At 70.2% G+C, this 14,989-nt stretch carries 12 protein-coding genes and 2 tRNA genes; 9 read left to right on the top strand and 5 right to left on the bottom strand.

Translation table 11 applies throughout. The features are described from left to right. Positions 1–13 precede the first annotated feature (13 nt). The 3 genes from AS97_RS17265 to AS97_RS17255 all read left to right on the top strand — a co-directional run bounded on the left by AS97_RS17265 (position 14) and on the right by AS97_RS17255 (position 4,647). Positions 14–1,156, top strand: coding sequence for a PP2C family protein-serine/threonine phosphatase (locus tag AS97_RS17265; RefSeq protein ID WP_059145696.1), 1,143 nt, complete (start codon positions 14–16; stop codon positions 1,154–1,156). A 147-nt stretch (positions 1,157–1,303) separates the two neighbouring features. Continuing rightward, a complete protein-coding gene (locus tag AS97_RS17260) occupies positions 1,304–2,122 on the top strand; it encodes an ABC transporter ATP-binding protein (RefSeq protein WP_059145697.1) in 819 nt (272 codons plus the stop codon). Next, a complete protein-coding gene (locus tag AS97_RS17255) occupies positions 2,119–4,647 on the top strand; it encodes an FtsX-like permease family protein (protein ID WP_210565234.1) in 2,529 nt (842 codons plus the stop codon). Before AS97_RS17260 ends, AS97_RS17255 begins: the two co-directional genes overlap by 4 nt. 112 nt (positions 4,648–4,759) lie before the next feature. Here AS97_RS17255 and AS97_RS17250 read toward each other — a convergent pair whose 3' ends face one another. Then, positions 4,760–5,953, bottom strand: coding sequence for an acyltransferase family protein (locus AS97_RS17250; RefSeq protein ID WP_059145699.1), 1,194 nt, complete (start codon positions 5,951–5,953; stop codon positions 4,760–4,762). A gap of 616 nt (positions 5,954–6,569) precedes the next feature. Between AS97_RS17250 and AS97_RS17245 the strand changes: the two genes are divergently transcribed. Further along, positions 6,570–6,764: a hypothetical protein gene (locus tag AS97_RS17245; protein WP_059145700.1), complete on the top strand. Its 195-nt coding sequence runs from the start codon at positions 6,570–6,572 to the stop codon at positions 6,762–6,764. A gap of 129 nt (positions 6,765–6,893) precedes the next feature. Here the strand turns inward: AS97_RS17245 and AS97_RS17240 are convergent. Beyond that, positions 6,894–6,967 (bottom strand) — tRNA-Gly (locus tag AS97_RS17240). Between the two features lie 179 nt (positions 6,968–7,146). Here AS97_RS17240 and AS97_RS17235 point away from each other — a divergent pair. The 5 genes from AS97_RS17235 to clpX all read left to right on the top strand — a co-directional run bounded on the left by AS97_RS17235 (position 7,147) and on the right by clpX (position 11,904). Next, positions 7,147–7,223: transfer RNA gene (locus AS97_RS17235), tRNA-Pro, on the top strand. Between the two features lie 156 nt (positions 7,224–7,379). Further along, positions 7,380–8,822, top strand: a complete 1,443-nt coding sequence (tig, locus tag AS97_RS17230) for a trigger factor (RefSeq protein WP_059145701.1) — start codon at positions 7,380–7,382, stop codon at positions 8,820–8,822. Positions 8,823–9,102: 280 nt separating this feature from the next. Continuing rightward, the gene (locus AS97_RS17225; RefSeq protein ID WP_059145702.1) at positions 9,103–9,717 is read left to right on the top strand and encodes an ATP-dependent Clp protease proteolytic subunit; all 615 of its coding nucleotides are present in this window, start codon (positions 9,103–9,105) and stop codon (positions 9,715–9,717) included. Positions 9,718–9,778: 61 nt separating this feature from the next. After that, positions 9,779–10,435 carry an ATP-dependent Clp protease proteolytic subunit gene (locus tag AS97_RS17220; RefSeq protein ID WP_059145703.1) on the top strand — a complete coding sequence of 219 codons (657 nt, stop codon included), beginning with the start codon at positions 9,779–9,781 and terminating at the stop codon, positions 10,433–10,435. 182 nt (positions 10,436–10,617) lie between these two features. Next, on the top strand, positions 10,618–11,904 hold the full coding sequence (clpX, locus tag AS97_RS17215; protein WP_059145704.1) for an ATP-dependent Clp protease ATP-binding subunit ClpX: 1,287 nt from the start codon (positions 10,618–10,620) through the stop codon (positions 11,902–11,904). A gap of 105 nt (positions 11,905–12,009) precedes the next feature. On the opposite strand, the gene AS97_RS17210 is transcribed toward clpX, so the two are convergent. Genes AS97_RS17210 through AS97_RS17200 form a run of 3 tightly spaced genes read right to left on the bottom strand, consistent with a single transcriptional unit; the run spans position 12,010 to position 14,901 of the window. After that, complete coding sequence (locus tag AS97_RS17210) at positions 12,010–12,855, bottom strand: hypothetical protein (protein ID WP_210565233.1); 846 nt, start codon at positions 12,853–12,855, stop codon at positions 12,010–12,012. 58 nt (positions 12,856–12,913) lie between these two features. After that, entirely contained in the window at positions 12,914–13,903 is a 990-nt protein-coding gene (locus AS97_RS17205; protein WP_059145706.1) for a hypothetical protein, read from the bottom strand. Between the two features lie 53 nt (positions 13,904–13,956). After that, positions 13,957–14,901 carry a hypothetical protein gene (locus AS97_RS17200; protein ID WP_210565232.1) on the bottom strand — a complete coding sequence of 315 codons (945 nt, stop codon included), beginning with the start codon at positions 14,899–14,901 and terminating at the stop codon, positions 13,957–13,959. Positions 14,902–14,989 lie beyond the last annotated feature (88 nt).

The raw sequence follows: 14,989 nt of genomic DNA, 5'->3' as shown, positions 1-14,989 counted from the left end.
GGGTCCCGATGCAATGACTGGCGGCGTGGACACTCCGTGGGCCCGGATGCGCAGAGCTCTGCACCGGGCTCGCACAGGCGTGCGCAAAGCCGGAGTGGACTATTTCCGCGGCGAGGGCTCCGACCGACTCGCCCTGACGGCACTGCTCCTCGGCATCCCCACCATCGCCGGAGGCACCATCGCCCAGCCCGACTGGTGCTCCCCGTCCGCCCTCGTCCTGCCCATCGTCGCGGGCGGGCTGCTGCTGCGCCCCGCCAGCCTGCTCGCCCTCTACGCGGCGGCCGCCACGGCCCTGATCGTGGAGTCCGCCGTGCTCGGCCCGTACACCGAGGAGGACGCCTCCTCCCGGGTCACCCCCGGCACCATCCTGGTCGTCGCTGCCGTCGGCTTCTTCGGCCTGCTGATCGCCCAGTTCCGCAGCCGCGTCGGGGTGCCCTGGCGGCGCGGCGGCACCATGCTCTTCGACCTGCGCGAGCGCATCCGCGTCCAGAGCAAGCTGCCCAGTCTGCCGCGCGGCTGGCACCGCGAGATGGCGCTGCGCCCGGCCGGCGGACAGTCCTTCTCCGGTGACTTCGTCGTCGCCGCCCGCACCGGCGGCGGCCGCACCCTCGAGGTCGTCCTCACCGATGTCTCCGGCAAGGGCATGGACGCCGCCTCGCGCGCCCTGCTGCTCTCCGGCGCCTTCGGCGGTCTCCTCGGCTCCCTGCCCCCGCACGGCTTCCTCCCGGCCGCCAACGGCTATCTCCTGCGCCAGGACTGGGACGAGGGCTTCGCGACCTCCATCCATCTCGTCCTCGACCTCGACAGCGGCGACTTCGAGCTCTTCTCCGCCGGGCATCTGCCCGCGCTCCAGCTGAGCGCGGGCACCGGCAAGTGGGAGGAGAAGTCCGCCGACGGCCCGCTGCTGGGCGTCTACGACGGCGCCCAGTTCGACCCCACCAAGGGCACATTGCGCCCCGGCGACGTCCTGATGCTCTTCACCGACGGCCTCGTCGAGACCGCCGACCGGGATATCAGCGAAGGCATCGACCACCTTACGGGCGAGGCGGACCGCTACGTGGGCTCCGGCTTCCACGGCGCGGCCTGGCATCTGATCGAGACGGTCGCGAAGGACGTCAACGACGACCGGGCCCTCCTGCTGATCTGCCGCCAGTAGCCGCACCTTTCCCGCTGACTGTCCGGTGGCGCCTTACGGCGGGGGTTAACCCCACCCCGGATACGCCGGTCGCCGTCATGGCTGCCAAGGGGCCGCGATCCGTACGTTCGAGGGGAATCGGGCGAACTCCTCGGAAGGGTCACCACCATGCGGCTGCGCAAGCGGCGAGAGACGGCGGCACCGGCGCCGCACCACGACGCCCATGCCATTGAACTCCACGGCATCCAGCGTCGCTACGGCCGTGGCCGCACCGCCGTCCACGCCCTGCGCGGCATCGACCTCGCCCTTCCGCGCGGCAGCTTCACCGCCGTCATGGGCCCCTCGGGCTGCGGCAAGTCGACGTTCCTGCAGTGCGCCGCCGGGCTCGACCGGCCGACCGCAGGGTCCGTGCGGCTCGGTGGCACCGAAATCACCGGAATGAGTGAGAACAAGCTCACCGCGCTGCGCCGCGCCCGCCTCGGGTTCGTCTTCCAGTCCTTCAACCTTCTCCCTTCCTTGACCGTCGAGCAGAACGTGCTGCTCCCGATGCGGCTCGCGGGCACCCGCCCCGACCGCCGCCGGGCCCGTGAGGTGCTCGCCCAGGTCGGGCTGGGGGAGCAGGCCAGGCGACGGCCCGGTGAGCTCTCCGGCGGTCAGCAGCAGCGCGTGGCCATCGCCCGCGCCCTCGTCACCCGCCCCGATGTCGTCTTCGCCGACGAGCCGACCGGCGCCCTGGACACCAACACCGCCGCCGAGGTGCTCACCCTCCTGCGGCAGGCCGTGGACACGCTGGGCGCGACCGTCGTGATGGTCACGCACGACCCGGTCGCCGCGAGCTACGCCGACCGCGTGCTCTTCCTCGCCGACGGCGCGATCGTCGACCGGCTCCTCCGCGCCCCCGCCCACGAGATCGCCGAGCGGATGACCGGCCTCACCGCCCGCACTCCGGCCCCCACCGCGGCCTGGGTCGCGGAGGGGGTCCGGTGAGGCCGCTCAGCAACGGACTGGCCCGCGCCGCCGTCCGTTTCAAGCCGTCCGCCTTCGCGGGCACCTTCATCGCCCTGGCCGTGGCCGCGGCGATCGTGTCCGCGTGCGGCATCCTGCTGGAGACCGGGATCCGGGCCTCCGTACCGCCGCAGCGCTATGCGGGCGCCCCGGTCGTGATCGCCGCCGACCAGCGGGTGCACTACGTCATCGGCCACGGCGACGGCCGCTCGGACGAATCCGAGCAGGTCCCCGACCGCGCCCGGCTCGACGCCTCCCTGGTGGCCACCGCCGCCCGCGCTCCCGGGGCCGCGGCCGCGGCCCCGGACGTGACCTTCCCGCTCCGCACCGCCCATGGGTCGCTCACCGGCCATGGCTGGGGCGCGGCGCCCTTCACGGGGGTGGCGCTCGCCTCGGGCGCGGCGCCCCGCGACGGCGAGGCGGTCCTCAGTCCCGGGGCCGCCCGTGCGACGGGCACCGGTGTCGGCGGCCGGATCACGGTGACGGCGCCGGATGGCCGCCACACGTTCCGGGTCTCCGGTGTGACCCGTAAGGCGGGCGGCGCCGACGGCGACGGCCTTACGGCGTGGTTCACCGACCACCGGGCCCGGGCGCTGAGCGGCCACCCCACCACTGTGGACGCCGTCCTCGTCCGCCCCCGCCCCGGCACCACCCCCGACCGGCTGGCCGCCCATCTGGAGCGGGCCGTGAAGGGCGGGGCGCACTCCCCGCGCGTGCACACCGGCGGCGGCCGCGGTGCTATCGAGGAGCCCGCGCTCGCGAATGCCAGGGAGACGCTCATGGGGCTCGGCGGCTCCTTCGGCGGCATCGCCACCGCCGTCGCCGTCTTCACCACCGCGGGCACCGTCGCCCTCTCCGTCGGCCAGCGCGGCCGCGAGGTGGCCCTGCTGCGGGCGATCGGCGCCACCCCGCGCCAGATCCGCCGCTCCGTCGCGGCCGAGGCGCTGCTGGTCGCCCCGCTCGCGGGCGCGGCCGGTCTGCCGGCCGGGTACGGGCTCGCCCACTGGTGGTTCGGACAGCTCAAGGAGAAGGGCGCCATCCCGGGGCCCGTGGAGCTCTCCGTCTCCTGGATCCCGCTGGTCACCGCCGTCGGCGCCGGCCTCCTCACCTCGCTCCTCGCGGGCCTGATGGCCGCCCGCCGCCCGGCGCGGATCCCGCCGGGGCGGGCGCTGGGCGAGGCGGCCGTCGAACGGCTGCGGCCCGGTGTCATCCGTACGGTCCTCGGCGTCGCGGCCCTCGTCGGCGGCATCGTCATGACCGGCGTCGCCGCCTCAGCCTCCGGCGACGACGCGGCCAACGCCGCCCTCGGGGTCGTGATGCTGTTCATGCTCGCCGTGGCCCTGCTCGGCCCGGTCATCGCCCGGCTGTGCGCGTGGCTGATCGGTCTGCCGCTGCGCGCCGGACCGGTGTCGGCCCATCTGGCCTCGGCCAACAGCCGGGCCAACGCCCGCCGCCTGGCCTCGGCGATCACCCCGATCGTGCTGGCCATGGCCTTCTCCTCGACGCTCGTGTTCATGCACACCAGTGAGGACCACGCGGGCGACCGCCAGCGGCGGGCGGGCATCGTCGCCGACCAGGTGATCTCCGCCCCCGACGGGCTCCCCTCCGGTACCGCGGCCCGCGCCGGCTCGGTACGGGGCGTGGCCGCGTCGGTGGGGCTGCTGCGCACCGGGGTGCTGGTCCCGGTGGGCTCGGGCGACGGCCGCTGGCTGCGGACCGCGTCGACGCAGGGCGTCTCGGGGAGCGGGCGCGACCTGGCGGCCGTACAGGACCTGGACGTCCGTAAGGGGCGCCTGGACGCCCTGGGGCCGGGCCGGGTGGCGGTCGACGCGCTCCTGGCGAAGGCGGCTCACGCCCGGATCGGCCAGCGGCTCGCCCTCCACCTTCCGGACGGTACGCGGATCTCGCCCACCGTGGTCGCGATCTACGGGCGCGGGCTGGGGATCGCCGAGCTCACGCTGCCCCGTACGGCGCTGGCCGGCCATGTGACGTCGTCGTTCGACAGCGATGTGCTGGTGCGGGACGCCGAAGGGGCCGACCGTAAGGCCGTCGCGGCGGCGCTCGGCCGGCTCGGTGAGCAGGTCACCGACCGGGACGGCTACGCGGCGGCCCAGGACCAGGACCGGAAGCTGAACGCATGGGCCAACACCGTCATGGCGGCCGTCCTCGGCGGCTTCGCCGCCGTCGCCGCCGTCAACACCCTGGTGATGACGGTGCTGGACCGCCGCCGCGAACTGGGCACCCTGCGGCTGATCGGCACCACCCGGCGGCAGGTGCTCGGTATGGTGCGCTGGGAGGCGCTGCTGGTGGCCACGGCGGGCATCGCCCTGGGCACGGCGATCGCCCTGGCCACGCTGGTGCCGATGATGCGCGGCCTGACCGGCGAGGACCCGTACGTGCCGCCGCTCACCTACGCGGGCTTCGCGGGCGCCGCCGTGGCGCTCGGCCTCGCGGCGACGGCGCTCCCGGCCCGCGCGGCGCTGCGTCGCACCACGCCGAAGCCGTGAACGGGCTGGACCGCGGCCGAAACCGTGAATGGGTGGACCGCGGCCGAAGCCGTGAAAGGGCTGGACCGTGGGGTCCGCGGTCCAGCCCTTTCACGTCGTGGCCGTCGGCGCGCTAGGCCGCCGTCGTCGTACGGCTGCGGGCCTGTTCGGCGGGATCCTTACGGAAGGCCCAGGCCATCTTCGGCTCCATGGCGAAGCGGAAGACGCGCTGGACAGGAGGCGTGCACAGCACGGTGACCACGGAGGCGGCGATGACCGTGACCGCGATCTCCCCCAGCGGCTTGTGCAGCCACTCGTGGTTGTCGAACCAGCCCCAGAAGCGGGAGCCCTTGGCGAGGAAGCCGTGCAGCAGGTAGCCGTACAGCGTCCCGGCGCCCAGCACCGTGAACCACATGTGCCGCCGCGGCACCCAGGCGAAGAAGCAGCTCACCAGCACGACCGAGCAGCCGAAGAGGGCGAGTGTCATCACCGGGCCGGTCCACGGCGGCGCGCCCAGCTCCTGGACGCTGTCGCGGTGGTAGAACCACGCCGAGTTCATCCGCGGCGCCGCCCAGTAGGCGAAGACGAGGGCGCACGCGAAGATCGGCACGGACGCGATCCGCACGGAGCGGCGGCGGATCATCTGGAAGTGCTCGGGCCTCATGCACAGGCCGAGGACGAAGAACGGCAGGAATTGCAGCACCCGCTGCATGTCCAGGTCGTCGCCGATGTCGGGCGAGACCGCCGCGAGCGTGGCGATCGCGAGCGAGAGCGGGATTGGCCAGCGCACCAGCTTCCAGAGCGGAGTGGTCAGCCGCCATACGAACAGCGCGATCAGGAACCAGGTGAGGTACCAGGGGTCGAGCAGGCTGAAGTCGTACGTCGGGTCGTCGTCCGCCCAGCGCTTGAACAGCGTGTACGCGACCTCGAAGAGCACGTAGGGCACCGCTACGCCGGTGACCAGCCGCTTGAGCCGGTCCGGCCGCATGTCGAAGCTGCGCGAGAAGTAGCCGGAGATCAGGATGAAGGCCGGCATGTGGAAGGTGTACACGACCATGTACAGCGCTTCCGCGGTGCGGCTGGAGTCGGTCAGCGGCTCCCAGGAGTGGGCCATCGCGACCAGCACGATCGCGAGATACTTCGCGTTGTCGAAGAACGCGTCCCGCTGTTTGGGCTTCTGTCCGGCGGGGGCGCTGGGGGCGCTGGGGGCGGGCGGAGTGGACGGCTGCTGCCCTGGTTCTTCGGCCCGCGGCGTAGGGGGAGTGGGCGCCGCCTCCTGGGGGAGGGGGGTCCGCTGATAACCGTGCGGGCGCAGGGAGTTGGTCACAGGCCCTCCCACCAGGAACTGGGGGAGACCACCCGGGACCTCACTGCGCGTGGGGGAGTCATGGCAGCGTGAAACATCTAAGGCACGATAGCGCTCAAACCTGTATTGCGTAAAACCTCGTTCTGTTTGCTTTCCGTTCATGGCCCTCGCGTCGCGACTGATAGCCGACCTCGGGAAGTCGGCGGGGAGTCGACAAAGCGATGCGATCATTCGATATCTCGACCAAGGCCGTCCGTTCTGCCCGCTTTCATCCCTCTTAATTGGGGCATATGCCCCGCAGGAGGCTCTGGCGGAATGTCTGATTCATTGATGTTTTGTCACCCTGTCGAGTGATCGCCGGGCGAATTCCGAATTCCCGCCCGAGATCATCCGGGACGGTCGGAATTAATCGGCCGGGCGCCGCGCGGAGTTGTGGGCAGCATCACCCGGGGCCCTTTGAATGAGCGCTTACCCGGATGGGTAGCGGAGGGGCGGGTGGCGTGTGCACAGGTGACCGTATATCGCTCCATCCCGCTGCTCAGCGGCGTGAGTTGATGGCACGATGGTGGCTGCGGGGGTGTGCGGGGTCGCGTGCTTCCGGGGCCTGTGAGACGTGTGCGACTGAGGGTGGGATGTTGTGGCCATTTCCCTGTCATTGGTGCTGCTGGTGGGCATCATCCTGGTGATAATGATCCGGAATGGCCGGGTCAAGTGGGGCCCTGCCCTCGTCGCGATCCTCTTCGGCTTCCTGCTCGCCTCGTCCAACGTCGCACCGGACATCCAGGAGTTCCTCAACTCGGCCGCCGAGGCGATTGCCGACATCAACCCCTGACGCCGCCCTGGCCCAACCCCTGAGGCATCCGCGCCCCGCGTCACGGGGGCGGATGGCCGGGCGGGCGTGCGTGTGCGCATAAGCAAACGGCCCGGCTCCGGGGAGTTCCCCGGGCCGGGCCGAAAGCAGTGGAGCGGGCGACGGGAATCGAACCCGCGTAGCCAGTTTGGAAGACTGGGGCTCTACCATTGAGCTACGCCCGCACACGCCACGTACGCGGATGCACCGGTCGCCCGGACACCTCCGCCCAGGCATGATCACCCGGATCGCGGCACGAGATGCATCGTAGCGGTTCTCCACCGTTCCCCGCACACCCTTGCCCACCAGTCGAATAACCGGCAGCCGGGGGGTCCGCGGGCATGTACCCTACGTGTCGCACCGACGGGGTGTGGCGCAGCTTGGTAGCGCGTCCGCTTTGGGAGCGGAAGGTCGTCGGTTCGAATCCGGCCACCCCGACCATCCACAGGCGTCAAGATCGCGTTGTGGGGCTCGTCATGCTTGCGGTTACTATGCAAGCTGCGTGTCTGTGTCTTTTTTAACCGGACGCGAATCCGCTGCGACGCGACAGCGCACCGCAGCTGAACATCACACGTCAGCCCCCAAGGAGACCGAACCGTGAAGAGCGCCGTGGAGAACCTGAACCCGACCCGGGTTCGGCTCACTGTCGAGGTGCCCTTCGAGGAGCTCAAGCCCAGCCTCGACGCGGCGTACAAGAAGATCAACCAGCAGGTCACGGTGCCTGGGTTCCGTAAGGGCAAGATCCCGGCCCGCATCATCGACCAGCGGTTCGGTCGTGGCGCCGTGCTGGAAGAGGCCGTCAACGAGGCGCTCCCGAAGTTCTACACCGACGCGGTCAACGAGGGTGAGCTGAACCCGCTCGGCCAGCCCGAGGTGGACATCACCGAGCTCAAGGACAACGAGCTCCTGACCTTCACCGCCGAGGTCGACATCCGCCCGACGATCGAGATCCCGGACTACTCCGGTATCGAGGTCACCGTCGACGCCGTCGAGGTCTCGGACGAGGACCTCGACAAGTCCGTCGAGCAGCTGCGCGAGCGGTTCGCCACCACCAGCCCGGTGGAGCGCGCCGCCGCCGAGGGCGACATCGTCGTGATCGACCTGGAGGCCAAGGTCGACGGCGAGGTCCTGGAGGACGGTGTCGCCACCGGCGTCACCTACACCATCGGCTCGGGCGAGCTGCTGGACGGCATCGACGAGGCCGTGACCGGCCTGGAGGCGGGTGGCGAGGCCACCTTCACCTCCGAGCTCAAGGGCGGCTCCGCCCAGGGCAAGGAGGCCGAGGTCTCGGTCAAGGTCTCCGAGGTCAAGGCCCGTGAGCTGCCGGAGCTCGACGACGACTTCGCCCAGCTGGCCAGCGAGTTCGACACCCTCGAGGAGCTGCGCGCGGACAGCCGTAAGCGCCTGGAGCGGTCGAAGAAGTTCGAGCAGGCCACCCAGGCCCAGGAGAAGGTGCTGGACGCCCTGCTGGAGCTGGTCGAGGTGCCGATCCCCGAGAAGCTCCTCGAGGAAGAGATCAACACCCGTAAGCACAACCTCGAGCACCACCAGCTCGGGCAGATGGGCCTGAACCTCGAGTCGTACCTGCAGATGCAGGACAAGACCGCCGAGGAGTTCGACGCCGAGCTCAAGGAGCAGGCCGAGAAGGGCATCCGGACCCAGTTCGTCCTCGACGAGCTGGTCAACAAGGAGCAGCTGTCCGTCGGTCAGGAGGAGCTCACCGAGCACCTCATGCGCCGTGCGCAGTCCTCCGGCATGAGCCCCGACCAGTTCGCCCAGGCCGTCGTCGAGGGCGGCCAGGTGCCGATGCTCGTCGGCGAGGTCGCCCGCGGCAAGGCGCTGGCCGTGGTGGTCGAGGCCGCCAAGGTCGTCGACGACAAGGGCGAGACCGTCGACCTGGACGACGAGGAGGACGAGACCGGCGAGACGGTCGAGGCCACCTCCGAGGCCGTCGAGGCGCCCGCAGAGGCCGAGGCCGCGACCGAGGCCGCCGAGGAGCCCGCGGAGTCCCAGGAGAAGCAGGACAAGGCCGAGAGCTGATCCCGGTCCGCTCCACAGCCCGTAACGAACGGGCCCGAACGTCTGCACGCGTCCGGGCCCGTTCGTGTTCCGCGATGCCGGTCCGGTGCCGGAACATGCGCTCAGAGCGAACAGTTCCTGATGCGGGATGGCGCCCGCCGACCAGCGCGTTAGGGTCCGTAGATACGAGGGCGGGGGAGTCTCGCAAGCCCGCCGGGGCCGCACCGGCGGCCACACTCCCGCACCCCAGAAGAAGACGCTGAGACGGCCAGTCAGCCGTCAGAGACGAGCAGGTGGATACGTGACGAATACGATGCCTTCCGCCGCCGGCGAGCCGACCGTCGGTGGCCTCGGCGACCAGGTCTACAACCGGCTGCTCGGCGAGCGGATCATCTTCCTCGGCCAGCCGGTCGACGACGACATCGCCAACAAGATCACGGCTCAGCTGCTCCTGCTCGCCGCCGATCCGGACAAGGACATTTACCTCTACATCAACTCTCCGGGCGGCTCGATCTCGGCCGGCATGGCGATCTACGACACCATGCAGTACATCCAGAACGACGTGGTCACCATCGCCATGGGCCTCGCCGCCTCGATGGGCCAGTTCCTGCTGAGCGCGGGCACCCCGGGCAAGCGTTTCGCGCTGCCCAATGCCGAGATCCTGATCCACCAGCCCTCCGCGGGTCTGGCGGGTTCCGCCTCGGACATCAAGATTCACGCCGAGCGGCTGCTGCACACCAAGAAGCGCATGGCCGAGCTGACCTCCTTCCACACCGGTCAGACGGTTGAGCAGATCGTCCGTGACTCCGACCGCGACCGCTGGTTCTCCGCCCAGGAGGCCAAGGCGTACGGCCTGGTCGACGACGTCATGACGTCCGCCTCCAGCGTTCCGGGCGGGGGCGGCACCGGGGCCTGAGTCCCGCCGTCCCGTAGCCGACCTCCAGCCCCCAGATCGCCACAGGATGGTGAAGACCCAGATGAGCAACTTCCCCGGCAGCGGCCTGTACACCGGCCCGATGGCCGAATCCCGCTATGTCGTTCCGCGTTTCGTCGAGCGCACCTCCCAGGGCATCCGCGAGTACGACCCGTACGCGAAGCTCTTCGAGGAGCGCGTGATCTTCCTGGGCGTCCAGATCGACGACGCCTCGGCCAACGACGTCATGGCGCAGCTGCTGTGCCTGGAGTCGATGGACCCGGACCGTGACATTTCGGTCTACATCAACTCTCCCGGCGGCTCGTTCACCGCGCTGACCGCCATTTACGACACGATGCAGTTCGTCAAGCCCGACATCCAGACGGTCTGCATGGGCCAGGCGGCGTCCGCCGCGGCCGTGCTGCTCGCCGCCGGTACGCCGGGCAAGCGGATGGCCCTGCCCAATGCCCGCATCCTGATCCACCAGCCGTACAGTGAGACCGGGCGTGGTCAGGTCTCCGACCTGGAGATCGCGGCCAACGAGATCCTGCGGATGCGCTCGCAACTCGAGGAGATGCTGGCCAAGCACTCCACCACGCCCATCGAGAAGATCCGCGACGATATCGAGCGGGACAAGATCCTCACGGCCGAGGAGTCCCTGTCGTACGGTCTTGTCGACCAGATCGTTTCCACCCGCAAGACGTCGGTCGGTCTCGGCTGAATCTTCGGTGGCGACACCTCCCTTGGACCGAGTAGGTCCAAGGGGGGCCCGAACCGGGGGCCCGGCAAGGTACCGTCGTAGAGGGCTGGGGGCCCCGGCCCACGGGAAAAGAAGCAGAAAGCGCAGCGCAAGCACCCGGTTCCGCGCAGCGAAGCGGATCCAAGGCGAAGGGGAAGCACCTCGTGGCACGCATCGGTGACGGCGGCGACCTGCTCAAGTGCTCGTTCTGCGGGAAGAGCCAGAAGCAGGTGAAGAAGCTCATCGCGGGCCCGGGTGTGTACATCTGCGATGAATGCATCGATCTCTGCAACGAGATCATCGAGGAGGAGCTCGCCGAGACCTCCGAAGTGCGCTGGGAGGAACTCCCCAAGCCGCGCGAGATCTATGAATTCCTCGAGGGCTATGTGGTCGGCCAGGAGGCCGCCAAGAAGGCCCTCTCGGTCGCCGTCTACAACCACTACAAGCGGGTCCAGGCGGGCGAGAACGGCGGCCACAGCCGGGACGACGGCATCGAGTTGGCGAAGTCCAACATTCTGCTGCTCGGCCCCACCGGCTCCGGCAAGACGCTGCTCGCGCAGACCCTCGCCCGGATGCTCAACGTCCCGTTCGCCATCGCAGACGCCACCGCGCTCACCGAGGCGGGCTACGTCGGCGAGGACGTGGAGAACATCCTCCTCAAGCTGATCCAGGCCGCCGACTACGACGTCAAGAAGGCCGAGACGGGCATCATCTACATCGACGAGATCGACAAGGTGGCCCGCAAGAGCGAGAACCCCTCGATCACCCGCGATGTGTCCGGCGAGGGCGTTCAGCAGGCGCTGCTGAAGATCCTGGAAGGGACCACGGCGTCGGTGCCGCCGCAGGGCGGCCGGAAACACCCGCACCAGGAGTTCATCCAGATCGACACCACGAATGTGCTGTTCATCGTGGGCGGTGCCTTCGCCGGTCTGGAGAAGATCATCGAGTCGCGAGCGGGTGCCAAGGGCATCGGGTTCGGCGCCACGATCCGCTCCAAGCGCGAGATCGAGGCGAGCGACCAGTTCCAGGAGGTCATGCCCGAGGACCTGGTGAAGTTCGGAATGATCCCGGAATTCATCGGCCGTCTCCCGGTCATCACCTCCGTCCACAACCTCGACCGCGAGGCGCTGCTGCAGATCCTCGTCGAGCCGCGGAACGCTCTGGTGAAGCAGTACCAGCGGCTGTTCGAACTCGACGGCGTGGAGCTGGACTTCGACCGCCCGGCCCTGGAGGCCATCGCCGACCAGGCGATCCTGCGCGGCACCGGGGCCCGGGGCCTGCGCGCCATCATCGAGGAAGTGCTGATGTCGGCGATGTACGAGGTGCCGTCCCGCAAGGACGTGGCCCGCGTCGTCATCACCGAGGACGTCGTGCACTCCAATGTGAATCCCACGCTGGTGCCCCGCACCCGGGGCACTGAGCCGGGCGAGCGGCACGAGAAGAGCGCGTAGGCGCCCCGCGCGCGTAGCCGCCCCGCAGAGAGCATGCGAAGAGGGCCCCGGTCTCCCGGGGCCCTCTTCGTGTCGTACGCGCCCTGTGGGCGTCTTGCGGGCGGTTCAGGCGCGCTTGCGGGTGTCCTGGTAGATGCCCGCGGTCACCTTGGCGAATGACTCCATGTCGGCGTCCGACGCCGAGGTGTTCTCCGCGTTGACGTCGAGCACCATCGCCGCGTCCGTCTCCTCCGCCCAGACACAGGCCGGGGCGTAGATCCGGTCGTAGAGCTTGACCACCTCGCACTCCACCGAGGGGCCGTCAGCGCCCTCCGGCTGGAACCGCTTGCGCTTCTCCTCCACCGTGGGGGAGCCGTCGCCGCCCGCGAAGCCCTTGAACATCTCGTCCCGGACCGCCTCCGGGTCCCTGATCTCGCCGTACATCCCGGAGAAGGCGAGTCCCGAGTTGTCGTCGTCCGACCGCTTGTACTGGGCCAGGACCGAGGTCGCGCCCTCGGGCATGCTGCCCTGCACGCTGGTGCCCTCGTTGTCGAGGTCGTCCGTGCCCTTGTCCAGCGTGTAGGTGCCGTCGTCGAGCGTCTTGGGGGTGACCAGCTTCATCGCCTTCGGGCCGTCGTCGCCGCCGGACAGCACCACGGCGCCGGTGACGATCGCGCCCACCACCACGAGCCCGGCCACCGTCACCGCGATGATCTTGGTGCGGTTGCCGCCCCCGCCGGCCGCGGGCGGCGCGGGGTAGGGCGGCTGGCCGTAGGGACCCGCCTGCTGCTGCGGATAGCCGTAACCCTGCGGGGGCTGCGCTTGCGGATAGCCGTAACCCTGCGGCTGCGCGTACGGGTTGGGCTCCGCGGGCTGCTGCTGCCCTGCGCCGTACGGATTGGGCTGAGCGCCCCCGTACGGGCTGGGTCCGCCGCCGTAGGGCCCCGGTGGTGGTGGCTGGTTGTGGCTCATGGCTGTGGGGGTCCCCCTCCGGATCGGCTGTCGCCTGTGAACTGGGCGGCCCGCTCGGCTACTTGATCTCCACGCGCGCGTCGTTGCGGACCTTCGCGGTGACCTCACCGGCCTCGTCGAGCGACATGCCGTTGCCGGAGAGCGCCGCGGCCGCGTCGGAGACGACCACATAGCCCACCGTGCTGTTGTCACCCCACATGCAGATCGGGATCGTGAACCCCTTGCTGGGTATGCCGCTGGAGCTCGAGCCCTCGCCCGGGGTGAACTTGGTGTTCTGGCACTTCATCACGGCGTTCTCGAAGCCGCTGGGCGTCACCGTCTCCGGGCTGCCCACGAGCTCGGCCTTCATCCCGCTGCTGGTCGAGGAGTCCTTCTCGGCCTCCTGGGCGATCTTCGCGAAGGCGCCGTCGACGACCGACTCCGGGTCCTTCACCTCGCCCCAGACCCCGTTGAGCTGGAGCTTCTTCACGCTCATGCCCTCGCCGGACTTGTACTCCGCGCTCACCGGCTCGGGGTTGCTGACGCCGAACTTCTCGAAGTCGTCCGCGTCCGAGGAGGTGAGCCCGCCGCCGGAGCCGGAGGACTCCTTGGTGTAGTCGCCGGCCACCGTCTGGGGGGTGGTGAGCTTGTACCGCTTGCCGTCGTCGGCGACCTTACCGCCGCCACCGCCGCCGTTGTCGTCCCCGCCCTGGAGCACCAGGACGCCGCCGACGATCGCGGCCACCACGACCACCGCGCCGATCCCGATGGCCAGGCCCTTCTTCTTGCCGCCGCCCTGCCCCGGCCCCGGCTGGTACGGGCCCGGCATGCCCGGCTGGCCGTACGGCTGCTGCTGGCCGTACGGGTTCGGGGGCTGCCCGTAGGGGCCCGGCTGCCCCTGCGGCTGCCCGGGGTAGCCGTAGCCCGGCTGCGGCGGCTGCGGCGGCTGTCCGTAGGGACCCGGCTGCTGCGGGTAGCCGTAGCCGGGCTGTCCGGCCGCACCACCCTGTCCGTAGGGACCCGGCTGTTGGGGCTGCTGGCCATAGGGGCCCGGCTGGTTGTAGCTCATCTGTATCCCTCGTTGGTGAAACCGCTGTTGTGTTGCTGTTCGCCGGCCGCGGGCTAGCCGTCGATCTCGACGCGCGCGTCCTTGCGCACCTTGGCCGTGAGGCCGGCGGCGTCCTCGAGGGACATACCACCGCCGAGTACCGCGGCTGCCGGGTCCGCCATGACTGTGACGCCCAGGGTGTCCTTGTCGCCCCAGACGCACGCGGGGGCCTCCATGGATCCCTGATCCGAGGTGAACTTCATGGACTGGCACTTCAGGACGTCCCCGTCGAAGCCGTCCGGGGAGAACGTCTGGGGGCTGCCTTTGGCCTGCGCCGTGCCGTTGTCCTGCAGCGTCTTGACGATGACCGCCAGTGCGAGGTCCGCGCCCCGCGCCGGGTCGGTCACATCGCCCCAGACGCCGGTGAACTTCAGCATCTCCTTACCGGAGGTCTGATAGTCGGCCGCCACCAGATGCGGGTCCTTGACGACCGGCACCTGCTGGAGGTCCTTCCGGCCCGCCGCGGACAGATCGCTGTCGTCCGTGCCCGAGCCCTGGCGCTCGTAGTCCGCGGCCACGGTCTTGGGCGTGGTCAGCTTGTACGGGCCGCCGCTGCCGCCGCCGAACAGCATGAACGCCCCCACTCCCAGCGCCCCCGCGACCACCACCGCGCCGACCACGAGACCCACCGTGCGGCCCTTACCGCGGCCACCGGCCGCCGGCCCCTGGGGCGGCGGCGCCTGGGGCCCGCCGTAGTAGCCCGGGCCCGGCTGGGGCACGGGGCCCTGCTGGGGCGGCTGCGGCGGCTGACCGTAAGGGTTCGCGGGCTGAGGATGGCCATAGCCGCCGCCGGACCCGCCGTACGGAGTCGGCTGCCCGTAGCCGCCCTGCTGGGGCTGCTGTGGATAGCCATAGCCCGGCTGCGCATACGGATTGGGCACGGGAGGCTGACCGGCGCCGTACGGCCCTGGCTGGCCCCCATAGGGGCCGGGCTGCGGCGGCGGCTGCTGATGGCTCATGTGCCTCTCCTTATGCGCATGACAGTTCCAAACATCCTTCCCGACGCCTCAGGGCGCCTTGGCCCCGGGGCCACAACGGGTTCGTAAC

It is taken from the genome of Streptomyces sp. AgN23 (assembly GCF_001598115.1).
In the GTDB taxonomy this organism is placed as follows: Bacteria; Actinomycetota; Actinomycetes; order Streptomycetales; family Streptomycetaceae; genus Streptomyces; species Streptomyces antimycoticus.
The sequence above is the reverse complement of the archived record's forward strand: the minus strand, read 5'-3'. Positions and strand labels throughout refer to the sequence as shown.

Excerpts from the sequence above, each read along its gene's own strand:
- AS97_RS17265 (WP_059145696.1), top strand. The coding sequence starts at position 14 with ATGACTGGCGGCGTGGACACTCCGTGGGCCCGGATGCGCAGAGCTCTG.
- AS97_RS17260 (WP_059145697.1), top strand. The coding sequence starts at position 1,304 with ATGCGGCTGCGCAAGCGGCGAGAGACGGCGGCACCGGCGCCGCACCAC.
- AS97_RS17220 (WP_059145703.1), top strand. The coding sequence starts at position 9,779 with ATGAGCAACTTCCCCGGCAGCGGCCTGTACACCGGCCCGATGGCCGAA.
- AS97_RS17210 (WP_210565233.1), bottom strand. The coding sequence starts at position 12,855 with ATGAGCCACAACCAGCCACCACCACCGGGGCCCTACGGCGGCGGACCC.
- AS97_RS17205 (WP_059145706.1), bottom strand. The coding sequence starts at position 13,903 with ATGAGCTACAACCAGCCGGGCCCCTATGGCCAGCAGCCCCAACAGCCG.
- AS97_RS17200 (WP_210565232.1), bottom strand. The coding sequence starts at position 14,901 with ATGAGCCATCAGCAGCCGCCGCCGCAGCCCGGCCCCTATGGGGGCCAG.